Here is a 22,629-nt window from a genome sequence, read left to right on the forward strand (position 1 = left end):
TTTATGCTCTATATAGTAAAGCTGTCATTGAATACCCTATACCAACTGTACAAAATATAATATAATCTGAGTCATTAATCCTGTTTAGATTATAAGCCTCATTTAATGCAAAAATGGGACTTGCTGATCCAGTATATCCATATTTATCTGCAATAAATGTATATTTATCTTTAGGATTCTTTACTTCTAATAGTCCCAGTGTATTCTCTATATCTTTTAAAGAAAATTGAGAAAATATAAAATGACTAATATCACCAACTTCTAGACCATTTCTTTTTACTAGCTCTTTTATTAAATAACTCCATTTTTCTGTAAAGAAGCTAACATCATGAGAAATAAACAAAGCTTTCTTATCCTCTACATCAATATCTTCATTTAATATATTACTCATTCCACATACTGGAAGACGCATTTTATCATTAAGAAAAGATTCTGTTAAATATATAGAATCTATTATTCCACTATTATCTTTCACCTCTTCTTTTCTAAGGATTAAGCATGCTGCCCCATCCCCAGATGTAGCTCTTATTACTGCATCATCTTCTCTTGAGAAGAAATTCATCATTTGTCCTCCTAAGATAATAGTTGTTTCTATATCTTTTGAGGCCATCATATATTTTCCTGCATAATCCATTGCACTAACCATAGATAAGCAGTTATTATTAAAATCAAAAATATTATTTGCATTTACTGTTCCTAATTTACTATGTAAAATTAGTGAATTTGAAGGAGCTAAATATTCAGGATTATCAGAAGCAAAAATTAACATATCAATATCTTCCGGTTGTATACCTGCTTTTTTAATAGCTTGCTGTCCTGCTATAACACACATTTCTATAATATTCTCATTCTTTGTTTTATAAAGCTGATTTCTTCCTAGAGTCTCCATCAATCCTCTAACATCAATTCCTTTGGAATCAAAATTCTCTAATATCTCTTCTTTTGTAATCTTATTTTCTGGATGATAGATTGAACTTGATAAAATTTTTATGCCTTTCATTAAATGTCCTCCTTAGAATCTATTTATCTGCTATTTTTAATTTTACCACATTTTTCCTGGAACGTACTAGTGTCTTTAGTCCTATAGAAAAATCTAATACTTATCATAAAAAAATAGCCAATAAACTGACCATTCTTTTAGTTAGTCTATTGGCTATTTCTAATATCAAATTTCTTTTATAGATCTATTTTCTTTTCTATTAAATATCCTGTAGTTAAAAAAGCACCTATGCTAATTACTATCAATGATAAAACACCAAATATATTTATATATGCATCAAAATTATTTCCAAATACTATCACTTGACCCATAGTAACGTTTGATAAAAAGTTTAATTCATAAGAATGGAATATCTTAAAACTATCTAAACTCAAGAAATATGGAATCGCTTCACTAACACTGTACATTAAATAACTAGATAGAGAACTTAATATTATAAATATTATAAACCATAGTCCACCAATTTTCTTGTTTCTTACACTTACACGACTTAAAGCCATTGAAAAATAAATTAAAATTAAAGTCATTATAGCTGATAACCCAGACACTATTGCTACAGATAAAAAACTTGAATTTATCATTCTAATTGCTTCTTTTATAAAATTCATAACTTCTGCCCACTGAGGACCATAAAGAATCATAGCAAATAATAAATTATATAAAACTATTGAAACACCTAAGGTTGTAAACCAAATAATTGCTACTACTAGCTTTGCTCCTAATATTTTATTACCTGTAAGGGGCAATGTAAATGTTAAATATCCTCTATCTTCGTATAATTCTTTTCTAAAAGAACCTATAATCTGAAAAAATGCAGTTAGAAAAGCTCCAAATATGACTAACATAGATATAACTAACATAAATGCTCCAAAACCTGTAATATCATTTCCAGAACCCATCATCTCAAACTTTATTTGCCTAGATATATTGAGTTGTATAATAGTTGAAGCAATTAATACTATTGCTATTATACCTAATATAAATTTATAACTTCCTTTTATTTCATATTTCATATATTTTCTCATTTTATCCCTCCTATTCTCCAAATATTTCTTTATAAAGGTCATCTATTTGCATACCTTTTTCTTCTCTTAAAGTTTCAGCATTACCTTCTAAATAAACTTCTCCTTCTCTCAGAAACACCACATCATCAAAAATATTTTCCATATCTCTAACTAAATGAGTGGTAATAAGCATTGTACTTTCTTCATTATAATTCTTTATTATTGCATCGAGTATCTGATCTCTAGCCACTGGGTCTACTCCTGCAATAGGTTCATCTAACACATATACTTTAGCATTTCTTGATAAGACTAAAGTAAGATTTAGTTTTTCTGTCATCCCTTTAGAAAGGGAATTTATCTTCATATTTCTATCTAATTTCATAAATTTTAATAATTCATAAGCTTTATTTTCATCAAAATCTTTATAAAAGTCTTTATAAAAATTAATAGCTTCTTGTATATTCATCCAGTTGTATAGAAAATTTCTATCTGGTAAATAGGATACTATGGATTTCGTATAGACTCCTGGTCTCTTTCCATCTATTAGTATCTCACCTTTAGATTCTCGAAGTATGCCTGTAATAATTTTTATCATAGTGGTTTTTCCGCTACCGTTAGGTCCTAGTATCCCAACAACTTTTCCTTTTTTAATATCTAAAGATACATTATTTAATGCTTTTTTATTAAAATAGGATTTAGTAAGTCCTTTGATTTCTATAATATTTTCCATTATTTCGCCTCCCTTGCACTTTCATTAATTAACTCTATAATTTCCTCTGGAGTAAATCCTAAGGATTTCATATCTGTAATAAAAGATTTTATCACATTTGACGCCATATTTCTTTTTAAATCTTTTATTACTCCTTTGTCCTCTATAACAAATGTCCCCATACCTCTTTGCGTAAATACTAGATTTTCTCTTTCAAGTTCTTGATAAGATCTCTGTATAGTATTCGGATTTACTTTAAGTTCTGTAGATAATTCTCTAACTGATGGCAATTTGTCTCCCCCCTTTAATTCCCCTACTACTATTCTCTTTTTAATCAAATTCATAATCTGAGTATAAATTGGTAAATTATCATTAAATATCATTTATTTCACCCCACTCATTATTGTCTTAGTGTATTAATTACATAGTACACTAAGTTTCTTTATATGTCAAGAGTTATTTATTATAATTTTATGATTCCCCTAGCAACAAAAAAACAAGCCTCTTTAGGCTTATTTTATATCCATTCCACCAAACATAACAAAACATTTAATTTTCAATAAGGGTGCATCTGGGTCTCCATTATATCTTGTTTTATTACTCCATCCTCCTAGTAAAGGAAAGCCTGTTACTTCAACTCTCCAGCCATCTGGTACAAAAATTTCTACTCCTGCCATAATAGCATTTACTTCTATATAAGCCTCATTGTTATAAAGATTTGCCCCTCTTAGATCTATATCAATACCACCCATTACAGCAGTAGCTCTGCCTCCCTTAAACTCTTGTGATTGATTATTGGTTTCTATCCCAGACATCATTACAAAGGCATCAATGGTATCTTCTAATGTTATATTTCTGTTTGAACTCCATGAATTATGACTAGATTCGCTTGAATCATCACCAGTTGTGATTTCTACAAATCCACTTCTGGAAAAAATAATTTTTAGTCCTACTAAAATTAATACAATAGGACCTATTAATCTATAAAGATTTACATCTACCAAATCTAATCTATCAATTTGAATCATTGCACCTATAATTATCATTATTGTATTACCAAATTTAGATGATTTTCTATCTAAAAATCCTAATAAGCCTACTAAAATTAATATACTAGGCCAATAAAGACTAAATATCTCACCAAAAGAGATAATAGCAAACTGATCTAACAAAAACCCTGCACCAATTAATATTAGAATAATACCCCAAAAATACTTACCATTCATTTTATAACCCCCTTTTTTTAGTGAATAATTAATAACTAAAAGTGAATAGTTAGAAAAGCTAAAAGACCTCAAATCATTACCTAAGACTATTCACTTTTCACTATTCACTGATTTTTTTTGATTTCTCTGCACATACCCTCATTGCTTCAATAATTGCAGACCTAAACCCCATCTCCTCTAATTTGGCTACTGCTTCTATTGTTGTTCCCTTAGGAGAGCATACATTATCTTTTAATTCACCAGGGTGAATTTCTGTATCTAAGACCATCTTAGCTGCACCAAATATCGCTTGAGCTGCCATCTTATATGCTTGTTTCCTTGGTATACCTTGCAGTACTCCTCCATCAGCCATGGCTTCTACCATCATATATACATATGCAGGAGAAGAACCACAAAGAGCAGTGAATCCATCCATTAAGTTTTCATCCAGAATCTCAGCTCTTCCAAAACTATTAAATATACTTATAATTTCTTCCCTCATTCCCTCATCTATTATTCTATCATCAAAGGATAAAGCTGTTACTCCTTCTCCTACCATGGCTGGGGTATTAGGCATAGCTTTAACTACTAATATGTTTTTACCCAAATACTTCTTCATATAATCTATGCTAATACCTGCCGCTATAGTAATAACTATAGCTCTTTCCTTTATCTCATTCTTTATTTCTTCCAATACTAATTCATGCATATAAGGCTTTACTGCTAATATTAAATAATCCGATTCTCTAGCAACTTTTTTATTATCTAAAGTAATATTAATTCCGTAATCCTTTTCTACTTTTTCTAAAGTTTCTTTGGTTTTCGCTGACGCTATTATTTTTTCTGGTGCAATTAAATTTGATCTTATCAGCCCTCCTATCATTGACTTTGCCATATTACCGCATCCTACAAATCCAATAATTTTATTCATTCTATAATACCTCCGTAAATTCACTATTTACTATCTTTTTCTACTAATATATCATATTTTTAGTAAATTTAGTAAAAAAATAAACCTATGGCTCATTTTTTATTAAGTCCTATTAGTTTGTAAAGCCATTGACAAGGTTGTCTGTTTGTGAATATAATAACTTATAGGATATTCTATTTTAACAAGGCTAATAGAAAGTTTTTCCTTTTCAATGAGGTGATTTTATGAATAAGATAAAACCTTTATCTATATTTCTAATTATATTAGCTATTGTTGTACTCAGTTTCAACATTAAATATATCACGTTCAACAATAAATACTTGTCTGAAATAAAATCCCAATTTAACAATTTTCTTTATAAATATAATGATTTCACCGATGAACTACCTGTAATAATTCATAAAAATGATAATAATCCCTGTGAATATCTATCTTCTATAGATAAAAATAAAGCAGTTGAAGATATAGAATACTTATTTAGCTTGTTAAAATTTGGTTATTCAGGCTATGAATTTTTTGGAGGAGATAGTACCTTCATTCCTGCTAAAGAAAATATTCTTTGGTCTGTAATAGCTCTAGATGGTGATGATGTATGCGTAGACAAGTTTCTAGATATTATCTATTCAGAACTTAATTTCATACAAGATGCTCATTTTGACATAGGAAATTATAATCTATGTAATTATACTAAATATTATAGTAGCAGAAAATTTACATTTCATAAGGATGGTATTGGTTTTTATACTATTATAGGTGATGAATTATTTTATCTTAAAAATATCAATGACAAAGAACCTTGAGATTATATTAAAAAATCCTTGGACGAGGATGGTAATATGGTATATAAACTTGGAATTCTATCTGATACAAATGATGTCTCAATACCCCTACAACTTCTATTGGAATCTAATGGACATACAAGAAAAGAAAATGTAAGTCTATTTGAATATCTGCCAGTACATAAAAATAAGACTAATAGCTATAGATATTATGAAATAGATAATATTCCTATATTGGAAATAAATTGTTTATGTAGGGTTACTCCTGAAGATAATACTATTGAGGATTTTATAGAAGATAGTAAGAAGTTAAAAGAAAAGAATAATATAATTATAGATTTACGAAATAACAATGGTGGCAGCATAATTAATATGGAAAAATGGTATGAAGGCTTTACTGGAACAAAACTTAGAAAGGATATAATTGAGTCAGGCCTATATACAAATACAAGCATTAGTCTATCTAAGGATAAATTTGAGTCAAAGGAAAATGAACCTGATGATGTGAAGGATAAATGTTTGGAAAAAATATCTAGTTATGAAGATGAAAAATATTATCCAGGTTGGAGTCCTATAGAATATGAAGATTTTAGACCTGTGGAAAATAAAGCAAATATATTTATACTAGTAGATAAAAATACATCTTCTGCTGCAGAATTTTTTACCTATTATTTAAAAAAATTAGATAACGTAACTATAGTCGGAACTAATACAAATGGTTGTATGCTGACAGGAAACTGTAACTCTACCTATCTTCCAAATTCTAATATACCCATAAATATATCTCATAAGATATATTTAAATAAAGATTTTACTAATATTGATGGTTTAGGGCTTTCTCCAGATTTATGGATAAAACCAGAGCAATCTTTAGATAGAATAGTTAAATATATAGATAATAATATGTAAAGATACCTCGACTCTTTTATAGTCTGAGGTATCTTTTTCTTACCTTCTAATTTTTTGTGCCATAGGGTCTGATAAAACCTCATATCCTCCCATACTTGCCGCCGTTATCATAAGTGCATTGATAATTGAAACAATTATCCCTTGAATACCATTAGAACTTCTTGCAAATATAAAAGTAAGTATCAAAGCTACAACAAATGCATATAATCTCACTATTGAATCTCCGAATCTCTTTTTTACTATGGATTTAGTAAATTGGACTATGACTGTCACCGCAGTTGTCAGACCTACAAATGTCCTTAAAATATCCACACTCATAAAATCATTGAACAATTGAGCCCCCTCCCCGAATTGCATCTTTATATGATTTTATGATTATAATAAAAAGGATATTCCTATTAATCTCTCATTCCATAGATTTTTCCAACTGGTAAGGTAAACATCAATCCCACTCCAGGCTTTTCCATGTCTCCTAATATTTCCTTAACAGCCTTAACAGCATCATCTAATACATTTTCATCTTCAATAACAGTAAATATGGTTTTATTGTATGGTCTCGCATCATCAAGCAAGTTTCTTAATGCTCCAAAAAATGGTAGATCCTTACCGCCATTAGTTAATGCACTTCCCATACCTTGACTATCTAATATAGTAGCTCCCTTTACACCCACATCTACAAATGCATCTAGAATTTCATCTAAATATTCAACTTCATTAAGGACTAAAAATAAAATATTCATATTCTCACCTATCCTTTCCAGTTTAAGCTGTTATCTGCCTCTTACTCTTTTTCCTTGACATACCATCTACTTCTCCAGCCTTTGTAATTGCAATTTTGGCTAATATTGGTCCTATTATTTCATATACTAATACACTAAATAATATTACTGTAATTATACCATCACTAAGATGGGGCAACTCCTTTCTAACCACCATAGATAATCCTATGGAAATTCCGCCTTGAGTAAGTAAACTCATACCTAAATACTTAACTATTTTTTCATCAGAGCCTACTGCTTTCGCTCCCAGAGTTGCCCCTATATATTTACCAGTTGCTCTGGCTATAATATATCCAATTCCTAATATTCCCACTGTAAATAATACCCTAATATTTAAACTGGCTCCAGCAACAGTGAAGAATAAAAGATTAACAGGCGGAGTAAATTCATTAATTGCATTAAAAACTCTGTGTGCATTTTGTTTTAAATTAACTAAAGTAGCTCCTACCATCATACATGTAAGCAAAGGAGAGACATTAAAATAGTTAGCAGCTCCGGTGCTCAATAAAATAAATCCTATGGTCATAATTAGTAGTTCTTCATTATGTTTTGCTTTCTTTACTACATAAGCCATTACTACACCTATTACAAATCCCAATAGAATAGAACCCATTATTTCCAATAAGGGATTCATAATAATTCGTATTATTGAGTACTCCGCCACCCCTGATAACATCTTTGCCAATGATAAACAAACGCCAAATACCATAATACCTACAGCATCGTCAAGAGCTACTATAGGCAGAATAGTTTTAGTTAAAGGTCCATTTGCCTTTAACTCTCTGATAACCATTACAATACCTGCTGGTGCAGTTGCAGCAGACATACTGGCTATCATCAGGCTAAACTCTATAGTTTGATTAAGTAGAAAATACATCATTAAAAAAACCACAGTAAAGGCTCCTATTACTTCAGCTATTGTTATTAATAATACATCTTTTCCTACCTTTTTCATATCCTTTATTAAAAATTCATTTCCAATGGAAAATGCAATAGCTGCTAAAGCCATTTCATTAATAATGTTAAAAGATTCAATATCAGCTAAATTTACTAAATTGACAAATGATGGCCCGATTATTAAACCAGCCACTATGTACCCTGATACATTAGGAAGTTTAAAGTAATTAGCTACTCTTCCTCCAACAATACCTACTAAAATTATTATACCAAGCTTAAAAAGCAAATCCAATTAGCCATTCCTCCTCATTTATTTTTTTGTTTATTATATAAACTCTTTCGAGATAGTTAAAATTAAATCCATACAATTTCCAAATCAAACCCATACACATTATACAATATAACAAAGGCCTCGTCAAAGTATAAAAAGCCTTTATTGAAAATCACTTAAAGTCAGGTTTATATTAATAAAAAATAGAACTTTCCTATTTGTTATAAAAAAAAGATAAGTAAACTTAATTACTTATCTTTTCAATCAAATATCTCTATATTGATTATGCTCTTATAGTTAATTTTTTCTTTAGCCAATCTTTTCCTTCTAATATTCTAGTCACCATCATTGCTGCAACTGTATCTCCAGTTACATTTATCATTGTTGCTGGAGGGTCTACAAGATACCCTATAGTTGCTACTATAGGAAACGCTTCCATTGGAAAACCATATAGATTTACTATAAGCATTTCACCTATTAATCCTCCACCTGGAACTCCTGACATTACTACCCCAGATAATACAGATATAATTATAGCAGTTACATAAGTACTCATACCCATGAAAGGTTTGCCGTATATTCCGAATAGGAAGGATATCTTTAGTATTGCTGATAAACAAGAACCATCCATATGAGCTGTAGCTCCTATAGGTAATACTATATCTCTTATATCCTTTGGTACACCCATTTTTTCTGTTGTTTCTAAATTTACAGGAAGAGTTGCTATACTAGATTGAGTTGCCAATGATGTAATAACTACAGGAAATATATTTTTGAAGTAAATTCTTACTCCGTCTTTGCCTCCTGCATAATATGAATAAACGAAAAATGCTACAAAGAAGTATGCTATACAAATTGGATAATATACTATCATTGCTCTTGCATAAGAACCAAGTAGTTCAGGCCCAAAATCACCTATTAGTGCAGCAAAGTAGGCTCCAAGCCCTATTGGCGCATAATACATTATAATTGAAACCATCTTTAAAAATACTTCTGATAAGATATTAAGAGTTTCCCCAAGTTTCTTTGTCTTCTCTCCTAAAAGACTTACACATATTCCAAAGAAAATAGAGAATATAATTAGTGGAAGCATATTTTTTCTAGAAATCAGCAATGGGAAATCCGTCACTGTTAAGGCTGCAACTATTTGGTCTCCTGTGCTTAGAGGCTCTATATCTTCAGCCTCGGATAATTCAATATTGACTCCTTGAGCTGGTGGAAAAATCTTAACCGTAGTAATCATTATAATTGATGCAATAATTCCTGTGATTATAAAAACTAAAAGCATATTTCCAATAATTTTTCCAAGTCTTTTCATATCCACCATACTGGATACAGCAGATGAAATAGTTAAAAATACTAACGGCACTACAATTGTAAACATTAAATTTAGGAAAATATCTCCTAAAGGTTTTAGAACTGTAGCCTTTTCTCCTAAAACCAGACCAATAATACTACCTAAAATAATTGAAGATAGTAATATTAATGGAAACTTATAATTTTTCCAAATATTGCTTTTTTTCTTTTCCATGTCGGACCCCCTTAATATTTTATTTGCTTAATCCATTTACAAATTCTCCACTAGCTATATGAGTTGCACTACCAGTCATGAAAATTTTATAATTATCCTCTAATTCTACAATTAAACTACCACCTTCAGTATTTACATTAACTTTGTTACCTAGTTTATGTAGAAGATTTCCTACAACTACAGAAGCACAAGAACCCGTACCACATCCTAAGGTTCTACCAGCCCCTCTCTCCCAAGTATAAATATTTATATTGCCATAATCAATGATTTTCACAAAGTTTACATTGGTTTTTTTAGGAAACAATGGATAATTTTCTATCTTTTTTCCTAAATCATTTATATCAATTGACTTTATATCTTCCACAAGAATAACTACGTGAGGTACGCCTACTGTTAATGCAGAAAATTTATAGTCTTCTCCGTCTATGGATATTATCTCTTCTATAACCTTTTCTTTATCTATCGTTACTGGAACTCTACTTCCTTCAAATATAGGTTCTCCCATATCTACTTTAATCATATTTGCCTTTCCTGATTCATCCGTCTCTATTGTAATATATTTTATGCCTGCTAAAGTTTCTATAGAAATAATTTTCTTTCTAACTATATCATAATCATAAATATACTTAGTAAAGGATCTGATCCCATTACCACACATTTCTCCTTGAGAACCGTCTGAATTATAATAAAGCATCTTTATATCTGCTATATTACTTTTCTTACATACCATAATACCATCTGCACCAATACCAAAATGCCTATTACAGACTCTTAAAGCTAATTCATTATAATCTTTTTCAGTATCTTTTATTCCATTGAATAAGATAAAATCATTCCCTGCCGCTACATATTTATCAAATTTCATATATATCACTCCATTTGTATGTAATAAATATATATAATAATATCACAATTTTCATATTGTATCTATACTTGATTCTATTACTCCTTAGGAAACATCAACATCTTAGTAAATCCATCATATCCTATAGTTGTATTTTCAAATACTCGAAGAGCATTTGACTTATATAGCTCTGGTTCATCAATAGAGGCACTAAAGTGAGTAAGCAAAAGTTCTTCTACCTTCCCTTCACGAGCTAGTTCTGCTGCTTCACTAAAAGTCATATGTTTATTCTTTATAGCCTTTTCCAAATCTTCATCATCACCATAGGTTCCCTCACATATAAATAAATTACTTTCATTTATAAAATTTGGAATTGTATCTATTGATCTTGTATCAGTTATATAACTTAATTTTATTCCTTTTCTTTCCTCTCCCAGTACCATGTTGGGAATATATTTTTTTTCGTTGTATATTACACTCTCACCTTTTTGAAGTCTTCCCCATATCTCCTTAGGTACTTGATTCTGCCTCGCCTTCTCTGGATAAAACTTAGGTTTCCTTGTTACGTAAAAGCTATAACCTATACATGGAGATGAATGATCTAGCTCTAAGGTAGAAATAATAATATCATCATTAGAATATCCTTTACTATCTTGTCTTATTTCCATGATCTCAGCCAATATATTAATACCTAAAGAATTCCTAGGATTTTCTATTATATCTATACTATAGGGAAGATAAGGTATGGATGACATAAGCCCTCTTAGTACGTATTCAGTCCCCTTAGGCCCTATTATAGTAATAGGTTCAGTCCTATTACTATTTCCAATAGTTGAAAGAAGCCCCGGTAATCCAAATATATGATCTCCATGAAAATGGGTTATACATATTATATCAATAGATTTAAATCCTGTTTTAAAATTTCTCATGGATACTTGAGTTCCTTCTCCACAATCAATGAGGATTTTTCTCCCCTTATAACTTATAATCATAGAGGATAAAAACCTATTGGGCATAGGCATTCCACCTCCACTTCCTAATAAAACTATATCAAGCAATAGAATCTCTCCTTTGATAGACAAAATAATTTTAATTATTCATTAGTATACCCTATAATAAAGTCACCTATAATAATACCATAGGTGACTAATTTCTTTAGCTATCTTAACTTTAATATAGATAATTCCAAGATTTTTCAATCTCTGTGGCAGTTTTAAGTAAATTCTCTTTTAGATAATCAAATCCTTTATAATCTAATCTTGAAGTTGGCCCTGAGATACTAATTGTAGCTACTATACTCTCCTCAGAATCCTTTATAGGAGCTGCAATACATGTAAGCCCATATTCGTACTCTTCTTTATCATATGAAATTCCTTCATTTTCTATATTCTCTTTTAACTTTAAAAATTTCTCTAACTCAACTATCGAATTTATAGTTCTTGATTGTGGTTTATCACTATTAAAATATTGTCTAAGTTCTTCATCTGAATATCGAGAAAGATATAGTTTTCCCATGGCAGAACAATTTAGTGGACTCACAGGTATAAGCTTTGATACTAGATAAAAATCTTCACCTTTTGCATTATATACAGTCATGACAAAATCTTCATATGGAATACCTAGATTTACACTTTCTCCCACTTCCTTTGCCAAGGAATCAATATAAGGAGTGGCAATTGTTGAAATATCAATATCTGATTTTACTTTTGAACCATATTTGATAAAGGACTTACCTAAGAAATATTTATCAGCATCACTTTTTTCTACAAATCCCCATTTACTCAATGTAAATAATATTCTATAGACAGTTGCCTTTGGAAGCTCTAATTCCTGAGATATTTGAGAAATACCTACTTTGTCAGTAGAATTATACATAAAATTTATTATTTCAAAAGCTCTATCTATCATTGGAATTATATAGCTATTGTCATTTTCCATAAAATTCTCCTTTACTAAAAATGTTGTCAATAAATTATATCATATGAGGAAAAATTTTACATTAATTTAAAATAATAATTTAAATTTAAAAAATATATTGAATTTTCTTGTGATTTAATATATAATCAAGTCAATCTTGAAACGCCGTTTCATAAAATAAAACATTAGAGGAGTGATTGACTTGAAAAGTTCTTATATTTCAAAAAGATATTGGAATTCCATATCTACACCCATGGGAGAAAGCACAAGTGCATTAGGAAAGTATCATGACCTAATTAACTTTAGTCTTGGAGATCCAGACCTTACTACAGATGAAAGGATTATAAAAAAAGCTTTTGAAGATGCATTAAACGGTCATACCCATTATACAGATTTCTATGGTGTACGAGAACTTAGAGAAGTTATTTGTAATTTTTATGATGAGGAATATAGTTACAAATTAGTAAAAGAAGAATGTATGATAACTACATCTGGTTGCCATGCAATGTGGTTAACATTAGAGGCTATTTTAGATGATGGTGACGAGGTCATAATACCATCGCCATATTTTACACCATATCCACAGCAAGTGAAATTAGCAAGGGGTATACCAGTATTTTTAGAGACCTTTGAAGAAGAAGATTTTCAACTTAACATAGATAGATTAGAAGGTTTAATAACAAATAGAACAAAAGCCATCATAATAAATACACCGAATAATCCAACTGGCACTTGCCTAACTAAAAAAACATTGGAAGATATAGCAGCTATTGCTAAGAAATATGATTTATTAATAATATCAGATGATATATACACCATATTTAGCTATGAGGAACCTTTTATACCTATTACTAGCCTCGAAGGTATGAGAGAGAGAACTATTACAATTGGATCTTTTTCTAAGGACTATGCAATGACAGGTTGGAGAATTGGATATGTCCTTGCTGAACCTTATATTATAAATATAATCAAGGATATAAATGAGAATAATGTTTTTACTGCTCCTTCAATTTCTCAGCAAGCAGCAATACATGCCATAGGACTTAGAAAAGAAATTCAACCACCTATGATTAAAGAATTTAAAGCCAGAACTTTTGCAGCATATGAAAGACTAAAACAACTTAAGAATATTTCAATACTACCACCTAAGGGTACATTCTATCTATTTCCAAATATAAAAGCTACAGGGTTAACCTCTCAGGAAGTAGCTAATAGAATCTTAGAAGAAGCCCATGTCCTAGTTCTTCCTGGTACTTCCTTTGGTAATAATGGGGAAGGATATATAAGAATAGCAGTGACTGTTGGTGAAGATAAAATAAATGAAGCTTTTGACAGAATAGCTAGAATGAAAATATTTAAATAAGAGGTGATTTAATGAATATCAAGAAAAAAGTAGCTTTATGTGGCGTACCAGGCATGAATAAAGAAGATATAGAAAAAATGGAAAGATACATCAAAGAAGAATATGAAAATATAGAATTTTTATTCTTATCCGAAAATGTTTTAAAAAAGGAAGAATTAATTAAGAGATGCCAAGATGTTGAAATCTTAATCTCTTGGGATCAAGAAATGGATGATGAGATTTATGAAAAATTAAATCTAAGAGCATATTGTGCTGCTAGTACAGGATTCAATGCTGCAAATATAGAAGCTGCCACTAGAAATAAAGTATTAGTCACTAATGTAGTAGATTACTGTGTAGATGAAGTTGCTACTCATGCACTTATGCTGATGTTAGGATGTAATAAAAAACTCTATTCTATGATTCCCTATGTTAAGGATGGAAATTGGAATCTATCTATATTAGGAAAAATCAAGAGATTTGAAAATAGTACAGTAGGATTATTTGGTTTTGGCAGCATCCCTAAAGCTGTATCTAGGAAGTTAAGTGGCTTCGGTGCCAATATCATCTCATATGATCCTTTTGTAAGTGAAGAAGATATGAAATCATTAAATGTAACTAAAGTTGATTTAGATACTTTATTTAAAGAGTCAGATTATTTATCACTACACACTCCTTTATTAGATAGTACAAAGAATATTATCAATAAAGAAGTATTTAAAAAAATGAAGCCAACATCTTTTTTAATCAATACTGCAAGAGGAGGATTAGTAAATCATGAAGATCTTTATGAAGCACTCAAAAACAATTATATCCAAGGTGCGGGTTTAGATGTATTAGAAAATGAACCTCCTAAAGAAATTGACAAAATGATTATAGCCTTACCTAATACAATTGTTACTGCACATTCTGCTTATTTATCAGAAGAAGCTTCAGATTCACAAATACGGATTACAGCTGAAATAGCTGGAAAAATATTAAATTCAAGTCTTCCAAATAATGTTAGAAATCCTCAAATATTAGATGACATCGATTGGATAAATAAATAAGTTAATCAATATTAATCTTACACACCATTTATATAGGAGGTTTTTCACTAATGAATATTAATTTGATAGGTGTACCAATTAATTATGGATGTGATAGAGAAGGTGCACAATATGGCCCATCTAAACTTAGAGAAAACAATATTGTGGAATTAATTAAAAAATTTGGACATACTGTATATGATTTGGGAGATATACATATTCCGAAGATTTCTCCAAAGGAAAAATATAATGGTCATGAAAAAATGAAATATCTAAATCCTATAGCTGAAATATGCAATAATCTATCTCAACAGGTTTATTGTTCTTTAAATGCAGATTATCTTCCATTTGTCATGGGCGGAGACCATTCATTGGGCATCGGCAGTATTGCTGGAGCAAGTAAATATTTTAAAGAACTGGCTGTAATTTGGATAGATGCTCATGGTGATATAAATACCTATGAAACTTCTCCTTCAGGCAATATCCATGGTATGCCATTGGCAGCATCAATGAATATAGGACATCATACCTTGACAAATATCTACTATGATGGACAAAAGGTAAGACCGGAAAATGTCTATATTCTCGGTGGTAGAGATATTGATGCAGGTGAATTTGATCTAGCTGAGGAGCTTAATCTCAATATATATACTATGAATACAGTAAGACAAAGGGGACTTGATAATATATTAAAAGAAATAGTAGAAAAGATTAAATTTTCTAATGTAGATGGAGTACATCTAAGCTTTGATATTGATGTTCTTGATAAGTCAATTGTTCCCGGTACTGGTACAGCTGTAGAAAATGGCTTTAATTTAGAAGAGGGAAAGAAAGTCTTCACTAAATTCTTAGGAGAAGGATTTATAACATCAATGGATTTTGTAGAGTTAAATCCTTTACTTGATGAAGATAATGAAAGAACAGTTACAACTTGTATAGAGATACTAGAACACATATTTAGATTAATTTCATAATTAAAATATATATTGGGAGTGATATTGTGAATAACTGTAAGGAAAAACATATAAGTAATTCTAATATAAGTAAGTTCGCAATTCTATCGTTAATAGGAGGATTTTTATTTTTAGTTCCCATTAAGTATCAAGATGGATTCAATATTCCAGTAGGAATAATCATAGACTTAGTTAAATCCTATATCCATCAATATACAATGCATATAATGTTATTTTTAGTAACGGTAAATGCCTTTTTTTCTTTGGTGGCTTTTATTTTCAAACCCAAATTTATAATAGAACATAAATGGCTTAAACGAACATTAGTTACAACTCCACTATACTTAATTAGTAGAATACTCGGAGCTATAATTATGTTGGCTGTTTTTTTCCAAATAGGACCTGAGCAAATTATCTCACCTAGTACGGGTGGTACTATGGTAGATTTAACTAGATCATTAGTATCAATACTTATAGTAATATCTTATACTATGCCCTTATTAACGGATTTCGGAATAATGGAGTTTGTAGGAATACTCATTAAAGATTTTGTTAGACCCTTATTCAGAGTACCTGGTCGTTCTGCTGTAGACCTTATAACCTCTTGGTTAGGAGCATCAAATGCAGCAGTATTATTAACAGAAAAACAATATAATACAGGTTACTATTCGGCTAAGGAAGCCGCAATAATAATGACAAACTTCTCATTAGTTTCTGTACCATTTTGCTATATTATTGCTTCTATTTTAGATGTTCAACATTTGTTTACACCTTTTTATATTATTATTACAGCAGTAGGGTTTGCTTTAGCAGTTATAACCCCTAGGATTCCACCTCTAAATAAAGTTCCAGACAGTTATAATGATGAAACTGGGAAAATGGTAAATGAAGAGGTTCCAGAAGGAAAATCCAAGTTCCAATTTGCAGTAGAATCAGCAGCCTTGAGAGCTAAAAATTCAAATTTTAGTGATATAGTAACTCAGGGAAATGACATGTTATTTAGTGTAATATTTGGTTTAGCACCTATAATAATATCTTGGGGTACAATCTCCTTAATTTTAGTAGAATATACTCCAGTATTTAAAATATTATCCTATCCCATAGGTTATTATTTAAATCTATTGGGAGTAGAGCAGGCTTTTCAGGCTGCACCTGCAGCTTTAGTAGGATTTGCTGATATGTTTATACCTGCTTTGATACTAGCTCCCATGGAATCAGTTCAAACTAAGTTTATTCTAGGAGCTTTGTCTTTAGTTCAAATAATATATTTAACAGAAGTAGGTACAATAATAATTCAGTCTAAAGTACCACTGAAATTTAAAGAATTATTAATTATATTCCTAGAAAGAACAATTATCGCTATCCCATTTATTGTATTACTGACTAAAATATTTGTAAGATTTTAAGATATAGTAAAATAACCAGTTGAATGATAAATTCAACTGGTTGTTTATTTTAATTATATTTTCTCTTATCTCCAAATAATTCATCTTTAGTATACATAGCTATTTTATATATATGATCTGCAATTCTTTCAAGATGACCTATCATATCTATAAAGAGTACCCCCGAATCTACATTGCAAGTACCTTCATTAAGTCTTTTTATATGATTTTCTTGGAAAGTTTCGCTCATTTCGTCTACTTTATCTTCTAACTCAACGATTCTTTTTATAATTTCATTGTCTCTTTTTCTAAGGGCAATAATAGTATTATTAAATAGTTCAATAACAACTTTCTCTAGTTCCTTTAATTCATTTATAGCACTGTCCGTAAATGAAAGATTACCATCTATCTTCTTATTACATAAAGAAGATATTTCAATAACTCTATCCCCTGATCTTTCGATATTGTTAATACTGCTTATCATAGCTGGAACCATAAGAGACTGACTTTCAGTCAATTCCCTTCTTGAGATTTCTACTATATATCTTGTTAAATCCTTTTGCATTTGATTTATATCTGCCTCATTATCTACTACCTCAGTCATCTTCTTTCTATCATCTGTATACGCTATATCCATAACATCTAAAACCATTTCTTTCAAAACCTCAGTACCCCTAATAATTTCAGACCTTGATGCCTCTAAGGCCGCTACTGGTGTGTCTAGAAGTAGTTTATCTAAATATATTTTTCCATTACTATGATCTCCTTTTCTCTTTACAATTTTATAAAGAAAATCAACATAGTATTTTGTAATAGGTAGAAATATTAGAGCACTTAACAGATTAAACAATGTATGAGAGTTTGCAATGTATACAGATATATCTGCATTAGCATGTAAATAATCAGTTGCAAATATTACTATTTTCATAAATAATGGTAAAGTTATCCAAGTTAATACAACTCCAAATACATTATAAAGAGTATGGGCCCATGCAGTCCTTCTAGCATTTATGTTCCCTGTCATACTTGCAAGCTGTGCTGTAAAACATGTACCTATATTATCTCCCAGCATTATACAAATTGCTGATTGTAAGTCTAAAAGCCCTGCTTGACTAAGAACCATTACAAGTCCAACTGTAGCAGCACTACTATGTACCATAGCAGTTACAACTATTCCTAAAATTACTCCGACTACTGGAATAGATGCATATTCAGCGAAAAAATGTTTTAAAGATTCGCTTTGTTGCATATAGGGAATTCCATCATTTAATATCTTAAGACCTAAAAACATCATTCCAAAACCCATCATTGCCTGACCAATATTTTTCAGCTTTTTATTTTTCGCAATATAATTAATTGCAAAACCTATTCCCAGTACAGGTAAAGCTATATCTGTTAATTTAAATTTAAAGCTAAATGCCATAAGTTGAGCAGTTATTGTGGTTCCAATATTAGCACCATAGATAATACCTACAGCCTGGGGCAGTTTCATAAGCCCTGAATTAACAAAACCAACAGTTAATACTGTAACTGCTGTACTACTCTGAACTATTGCTGTTACAAAAGTACCTACTAAGAAGGCACTCCACACCTTACCAGTTAATACTGTAAGTATCTTTTTCATAGTCTCTCCAGAAGCCTTTTCAAGACCATCACCCATCATGTCAACACCATACATCAATAAAGCCGTTCCACCAATAAGCCCAAATATTAGCTCTTTCATTTGTTTACCTCCAATTAATAATTAGCAATTAATTTTTTATCATTTGAAAATAAGTTCATAATATCAATTTTAGCAGTAAAATTTTATAAATACAATGCTAATTATTTTTATCCTTAGATTTACAAAATAATGGTCTTACACACATGTGTGTCGGGTTATTTTTGATACATTAGATGAATATAATTTCCATAAGCTAATATCATTTTCCATAATATAGTTTCGCTTTGTTCATAATCCGATTTACGCAATCTGATTTTCCATCAGTATATGCAGTTGGATTTGTATAGAATCTTTTAGACAATTCAAGCTTTAAAGCTTGATATTCATTAAAAGCATCTTTATCAATTTGAAGATAGTCTCTAAACATTAACTCTTCTTCTGCCTTTTGATTTCCCTTTTCGTATATATGAAAGACCTACAACACTTGTAGAACCAAAATGCTGAATATCTAAAATAATTTTACTTAATATTTCTATTAATATTGACTTTTCTTGCTCATATAAGAAAGACCATTTCATATCATATGGAACAACATCCATTGTTCTTACCAATATACTCTCTCCCTTTAGATAATAATCAATCTGTAGCATATAGCAATATATGATTGTTAAATTTTTTCAATTTTTATTTATCATACTGATTCTTTACATGATTTCACACTATAAATCATAGTGCTATAAAGTGCAATCAAAATAAGTATATGTAAAACTATATGATACAAATCAGGAATATAAACAGTTGTCGATGGGATTAGTTTAACTGCATCAGCAAAATATCTAATTTTACCTTCCCAAGGTCCAAATATAGTAAAATACCAATGGGAATAAAGCTGTGTTGCAAACCACATAGATAACCATGTAGTTAGCACAAACTTTCCAGACTTTTCTTTCACCAAAAACCAAACAATAGCTACAATATATATCACAAAAAATATTCCATCATCTCTCCATGCCCTTGAGACTAGAACCTTGTTGTCAAAAGTTACTCCTATCATATCTAAGAAAAACCAAATTAATAAAAGTATATTTACCCCTATAAGAAGCTTTTTCCGTTTCATGCTTTTATCTCCCCCTAGACTACATAAATAATATAAATTAATTATATCATTGTATGAGTAAAATCAAAAGTATCAAAAACACTATTCTAAAATCCGAAAGACAATATAAGACAAGGTGCTCAGCAATATAAAATCACTTGTTTCAGGCATCTTCATGTAAATCAAAAACCACCTACAGATAAAATTACTTTTATCTGTAGGTGGCAGTCTTTCTGAAATAATAGTGAAAAAATTTGGTGATAAATCTTATATATTTATTTTACAATTGAGTTAAATCTGCAATTCATTATCCAAATAAATACGGGAACCCGTCGCACCCTTTTGTCCCTGGTATTTTCCTCGATATGGATTATCAGCATCTTGATCTAGCTGTGCGAACACCAATTGCCCCACACGACGGCCAGCTTGCAGTTCAATGGCACATCGACTGGCATTAAATACCTCCAAAGTAATCTCTCCTTCAAATCCAGGATCTACCCATCCCGCATTCTGGATAAATAACCCCAATCTACCAATTGAGCTTCTTCCTTCTACAAATGCAGTCATATTATTGGGCAACTTAAAATATTCCATGGTCGTAGCCAAAACAAACTGTCCAGGCATAAGGAGATATTTGTCTGATTGTATTGTCTTATACCTAATTTCACCTGATAGCTGAATTATATTGGAAGAAGTATCTTCCACGATAGTATATGTATTACCCAAACGAATATCAACACTTGCAGGTTGAATCTGTATATCATCTAATGGATAGATTTCCAACTCTTTATTATCTAGCAGTTTTTTAATTGTTTTATCTGATAATATCATATTGCTGCCTCCCTTAACCTTCAATTTGTATTTCTAGTTACATGTATCCATCATATCATAAGCAATAAAAACTCTACAAGCAGCTATAAAATCTATCTGTAAATTTTTATGAGATAATTGTTTTAAAAAAATTTTGCAAATTCTAAGGAGAGCTAATGATATGGACTATTAAATTAGAAATTTCCTATTCATTATAAAAACAGGCTAGAATGTTTATATTCTAGCCATTGTATTTGGCACACCAGAGAGGACTCGAACCCCCAACACTCTGATCCGAAGTCAGATGCTCTATCCATTGAGCTACTGGTGCATATTAATATTACGTATAAAAAAAATTGGCTCATGCCAATTTTTATGTATGGTGCGGGAAAGAGGACTTGAACCCCCACGTCAATGACACTAGATCCTAAGTCTAGCGCGTCTGCCAGTTCCGCCACTCCCGCATATGCCCTTTATAAGGCATTAGTGGTGATCCATCCGCGACTCGAACGCGGGACACCCTGATTAAAAGTCAGGTGCTCTACCGACTGAGCTAATGGATCATAATTATTTGTTTTATCGGCAGAAGTTAAGTTATCACTTCGCCTAGTCTCACCAGTCAAGGATTAAGTGATTCACACAAAACAGAAATACACTGTTTTGGTTCTCTACTTATACCGACTGAGCTAATGGATCATGATAAATTGTTTTGCTAGCAAAATTAGTTTTATTACTTCGATGTTAAATATGGGGTGGATGATGGGATTCGAACCCACGACCTCCAGAGCCACAATCTGGCGCCATAACCAACTAGGCCACACCCACCATATTTTAAATTATTAAGCTGGCGCACCTAGGAGGATTCGAACCCCCGGCACACGGATTAGAAGTCCGTTGCTCTATCCTACTGAGCTATAGGTGCTCTCACAGTTGGAGCGGGTAAAGGGGATCGAACCCTCGCAGCTGGCTTGGGAAGCCAGTGCTCTACCACTGAGCTATACCCGCATAGTTCGATACTCAGTGATTACTTAATCTTTTATTTGCTAACAATTTAAAATTATAGCAGGTTCTAAATACAAAGTCAATAGCATATTATTAATTTATTTCAATTATTTTTGTTTCTATTGTATTTCCAATGTTTATGATGCCAAAAGTTTTTATTTTTGTAGCATTTCTAGGCAAGGAAGGGCTTCCTGGATTCATTATAATCATGTTTCCTATCTTCTCTATAATAGGTACATGTATATGACCAAATAACACTATATCAGCTCCTAATTCTAAGCCTTTATAATATAAGTTTGCTATTCCATTTTGCACATTATATTTATGTCCATGGGTCAGAAAAATTTTCTTTCCTTTAATCTCCACTAACTCATCTTCATTATATTCAGTATGAAGATAATCTCCATTACCCTTTACTATTATAGTTTCAAATCCTAGTGCTTTAGATATTGCAACACCATCAGTTACATAATCTCCAAGGTGAAATAAAATATCCGGTTTTTCTATCTCTGATAACTTTTCGATAATGCCCTTATTATTTCCATGGGTGTCACTAACTACTGCTATTCTCATA

Annotated in this window: 25 protein-coding genes and 6 tRNA genes; 6 read left to right on the top strand and 25 right to left on the bottom strand. The window is 30.8% G+C overall.

The window, feature by feature from the left end:
• Nucleotide 1 precedes the first annotated feature (1 nt).
• From RDK80_RS07445 to proC, 6 genes are all read right to left on the bottom strand, one after another.
• Nucleotides 2-1,000, bottom strand: a complete 999-nt coding sequence (locus RDK80_RS07445; protein WP_216558711.1) for a 3-oxoacyl-[acyl-carrier-protein] synthase III C-terminal domain-containing protein — start codon at nucleotides 998-1,000, stop codon at nucleotides 2-4.
• A 176-nt stretch (nucleotides 1,001-1,176) separates the two neighbouring features.
• Nucleotides 1,177-2,025, bottom strand: a complete 849-nt coding sequence (locus RDK80_RS07450; RefSeq protein WP_256311596.1) for a hypothetical protein — start codon at nucleotides 2,023-2,025, stop codon at nucleotides 1,177-1,179.
• 10 nt (nucleotides 2,026-2,035) lie between these two features.
• Nucleotides 2,036-2,734 (bottom strand): ABC transporter ATP-binding protein, encoded by a 699-nt coding sequence (locus tag RDK80_RS07455; RefSeq protein WP_216558717.1) that lies wholly within the window; start codon nucleotides 2,732-2,734, stop codon nucleotides 2,036-2,038.
• Entirely contained in the window at nucleotides 2,734-3,096 is a 363-nt protein-coding gene (locus tag RDK80_RS07460; protein ID WP_094898938.1) for a GntR family transcriptional regulator, read from the bottom strand. Before RDK80_RS07460 ends, RDK80_RS07455 begins: the two co-directional genes overlap by 1 nt.
• A gap of 129 nt (nucleotides 3,097-3,225) precedes the next feature.
• On the bottom strand, nucleotides 3,226-3,939 hold the full coding sequence (locus tag RDK80_RS07465) for a LiaI-LiaF-like domain-containing protein (protein ID WP_216558720.1): 714 nt from the start codon (nucleotides 3,937-3,939) through the stop codon (nucleotides 3,226-3,228).
• Between the two features lie 100 nt (nucleotides 3,940-4,039).
• On the bottom strand, nucleotides 4,040-4,849 hold the full coding sequence (gene proC, locus RDK80_RS07470; protein ID WP_308523925.1) for a pyrroline-5-carboxylate reductase: 810 nt from the start codon (nucleotides 4,847-4,849) through the stop codon (nucleotides 4,040-4,042).
• A 224-nt stretch (nucleotides 4,850-5,073) separates the two neighbouring features.
• Between proC and RDK80_RS07475 the strand changes: the two genes are divergently transcribed.
• The gene (locus RDK80_RS07475; protein WP_216558726.1) at nucleotides 5,074-5,649 is read left to right on the top strand and encodes a hypothetical protein; all 576 of its coding nucleotides are present in this window, start codon (nucleotides 5,074-5,076) and stop codon (nucleotides 5,647-5,649) included.
• 36 nt (nucleotides 5,650-5,685) lie between these two features.
• Nucleotides 5,686-6,537 carry a S41 family peptidase gene (locus RDK80_RS07480; protein WP_216558730.1) on the top strand — a complete coding sequence of 284 codons (852 nt, stop codon included), beginning with the start codon at nucleotides 5,686-5,688 and terminating at the stop codon, nucleotides 6,535-6,537.
• A gap of 39 nt (nucleotides 6,538-6,576) precedes the next feature.
• On the opposite strand, the gene RDK80_RS07485 is transcribed toward RDK80_RS07480, so the two are convergent.
• The 7 genes from RDK80_RS07485 to RDK80_RS07515 all read right to left on the bottom strand — a co-directional run bounded on the left by RDK80_RS07485 (nucleotide 6,577) and on the right by RDK80_RS07515 (nucleotide 12,797).
• Complete coding sequence (locus RDK80_RS07485; protein ID WP_216558733.1) at nucleotides 6,577-6,870, bottom strand: hypothetical protein; 294 nt, start codon at nucleotides 6,868-6,870, stop codon at nucleotides 6,577-6,579.
• A gap of 65 nt (nucleotides 6,871-6,935) precedes the next feature.
• On the bottom strand, nucleotides 6,936-7,277 hold the full coding sequence (locus RDK80_RS07490; protein WP_216558736.1) for a P-II family nitrogen regulator: 342 nt from the start codon (nucleotides 7,275-7,277) through the stop codon (nucleotides 6,936-6,938).
• 22 nt (nucleotides 7,278-7,299) lie between these two features.
• Nucleotides 7,300-8,505, bottom strand: coding sequence for a cation:proton antiporter (locus tag RDK80_RS07495; protein ID WP_216558739.1), 1,206 nt, complete (start codon nucleotides 8,503-8,505; stop codon nucleotides 7,300-7,302).
• Nucleotides 8,506-8,767: 262 nt separating this feature from the next.
• Nucleotides 8,768-10,015: a dicarboxylate/amino acid:cation symporter gene (locus tag RDK80_RS07500; protein WP_216558742.1), complete on the bottom strand. Its 1,248-nt coding sequence runs from the start codon at nucleotides 10,013-10,015 to the stop codon at nucleotides 8,768-8,770.
• Nucleotides 10,016-10,034: 19 nt separating this feature from the next.
• The gene (dapF, locus tag RDK80_RS07505) at nucleotides 10,035-10,880 is read right to left on the bottom strand and encodes a diaminopimelate epimerase (protein WP_216558745.1); all 846 of its coding nucleotides are present in this window, start codon (nucleotides 10,878-10,880) and stop codon (nucleotides 10,035-10,037) included.
• A 77-nt stretch (nucleotides 10,881-10,957) separates the two neighbouring features.
• Complete coding sequence (locus RDK80_RS07510; RefSeq protein WP_216558748.1) at nucleotides 10,958-11,917, bottom strand: ribonuclease Z; 960 nt, start codon at nucleotides 11,915-11,917, stop codon at nucleotides 10,958-10,960.
• Nucleotides 11,918-12,029: 112 nt separating this feature from the next.
• Nucleotides 12,030-12,797 (bottom strand): IclR family transcriptional regulator, encoded by a 768-nt coding sequence (locus tag RDK80_RS07515; protein WP_308523926.1) that lies wholly within the window; start codon nucleotides 12,795-12,797, stop codon nucleotides 12,030-12,032.
• Nucleotides 12,798-12,978: 181 nt separating this feature from the next.
• On the opposite strand from RDK80_RS07515, the gene RDK80_RS07520 reads away from it, so the two are divergent.
• The 4 genes from RDK80_RS07520 to RDK80_RS07535 are packed head-to-tail and all read left to right on the top strand — an operon-like array spanning nucleotide 12,979 to nucleotide 17,505.
• Nucleotides 12,979-14,139, top strand: coding sequence for a pyridoxal phosphate-dependent aminotransferase (locus RDK80_RS07520; RefSeq protein ID WP_094898928.1), 1,161 nt, complete (start codon nucleotides 12,979-12,981; stop codon nucleotides 14,137-14,139).
• Between the two features lie 11 nt (nucleotides 14,140-14,150).
• Nucleotides 14,151-15,167 (top strand): C-terminal binding protein, encoded by a 1,017-nt coding sequence (locus tag RDK80_RS07525; RefSeq protein ID WP_094898927.1) that lies wholly within the window; start codon nucleotides 14,151-14,153, stop codon nucleotides 15,165-15,167.
• Between the two features lie 50 nt (nucleotides 15,168-15,217).
• The gene (rocF, locus tag RDK80_RS07530; protein ID WP_094898926.1) at nucleotides 15,218-16,120 is read left to right on the top strand and encodes an arginase; all 903 of its coding nucleotides are present in this window, start codon (nucleotides 15,218-15,220) and stop codon (nucleotides 16,118-16,120) included.
• Between the two features lie 26 nt (nucleotides 16,121-16,146).
• Complete coding sequence (locus RDK80_RS07535) at nucleotides 16,147-17,505, top strand: YjiH family protein (protein ID WP_094898925.1); 1,359 nt, start codon at nucleotides 16,147-16,149, stop codon at nucleotides 17,503-17,505.
• Between the two features lie 49 nt (nucleotides 17,506-17,554).
• On the opposite strand, the gene RDK80_RS07540 is transcribed toward RDK80_RS07535, so the two are convergent.
• The 12 genes from RDK80_RS07540 to RDK80_RS07595 all read right to left on the bottom strand — a co-directional run bounded on the left by RDK80_RS07540 (nucleotide 17,555) and on the right by RDK80_RS07595 (nucleotide 22,628).
• Nucleotides 17,555-19,207: a Na/Pi cotransporter family protein gene (locus RDK80_RS07540; protein WP_308523927.1), complete on the bottom strand. Its 1,653-nt coding sequence runs from the start codon at nucleotides 19,205-19,207 to the stop codon at nucleotides 17,555-17,557.
• Nucleotides 19,208-19,406: 199 nt separating this feature from the next.
• Nucleotides 19,407-19,574, bottom strand: a complete 168-nt coding sequence (locus RDK80_RS07545; RefSeq protein ID WP_308523928.1) for a GrpB family protein — start codon at nucleotides 19,572-19,574, stop codon at nucleotides 19,407-19,409.
• On the bottom strand, nucleotides 19,567-19,758 hold the full coding sequence (locus tag RDK80_RS07550; RefSeq protein ID WP_308523929.1) for a GrpB family protein: 192 nt from the start codon (nucleotides 19,756-19,758) through the stop codon (nucleotides 19,567-19,569). Before RDK80_RS07550 ends, RDK80_RS07545 begins: the two co-directional genes overlap by 8 nt.
• Before the next feature lie 80 nt (nucleotides 19,759-19,838).
• On the bottom strand, nucleotides 19,839-20,264 hold the full coding sequence (locus RDK80_RS07555) for a hypothetical protein (protein ID WP_094898921.1): 426 nt from the start codon (nucleotides 20,262-20,264) through the stop codon (nucleotides 19,839-19,841).
• Nucleotides 20,265-20,534: 270 nt separating this feature from the next.
• Nucleotides 20,535-21,098: a dCTP deaminase gene (gene dcd / locus RDK80_RS07560; protein ID WP_201259634.1), complete on the bottom strand. Its 564-nt coding sequence runs from the start codon at nucleotides 21,096-21,098 to the stop codon at nucleotides 20,535-20,537.
• A gap of 210 nt (nucleotides 21,099-21,308) precedes the next feature.
• Nucleotides 21,309-21,384: transfer RNA gene (locus RDK80_RS07565), tRNA-Arg, on the bottom strand.
• Between the two features lie 49 nt (nucleotides 21,385-21,433).
• Nucleotides 21,434-21,517 (bottom strand) — tRNA-Leu (locus RDK80_RS07570).
• A 23-nt stretch (nucleotides 21,518-21,540) separates the two neighbouring features.
• A tRNA-Lys gene (locus tag RDK80_RS07575) sits at nucleotides 21,541-21,616 on the bottom strand.
• 185 nt (nucleotides 21,617-21,801) lie between these two features.
• Nucleotides 21,802-21,878, bottom strand: a tRNA-His gene (locus RDK80_RS07580).
• Between the two features lie 20 nt (nucleotides 21,879-21,898).
• Nucleotides 21,899-21,975 (bottom strand) — tRNA-Arg (locus RDK80_RS07585).
• Nucleotides 21,976-21,984: 9 nt separating this feature from the next.
• Nucleotides 21,985-22,058 (bottom strand) — tRNA-Gly (locus RDK80_RS07590).
• A gap of 90 nt (nucleotides 22,059-22,148) precedes the next feature.
• Nucleotides 22,149-22,628, bottom strand: coding sequence for a metallophosphoesterase (locus RDK80_RS07595; RefSeq protein WP_216555183.1), 480 nt, complete (start codon nucleotides 22,626-22,628; stop codon nucleotides 22,149-22,151).
• Nucleotide 22,629 lies beyond the last annotated feature (1 nt).

This window comes from uncultured Tissierella sp. (assembly GCF_902479755.1).
Classification (GTDB): domain Bacteria; phylum Bacillota; class Clostridia; order Tissierellales; family Tissierellaceae; genus Tissierella; species Tissierella carlieri.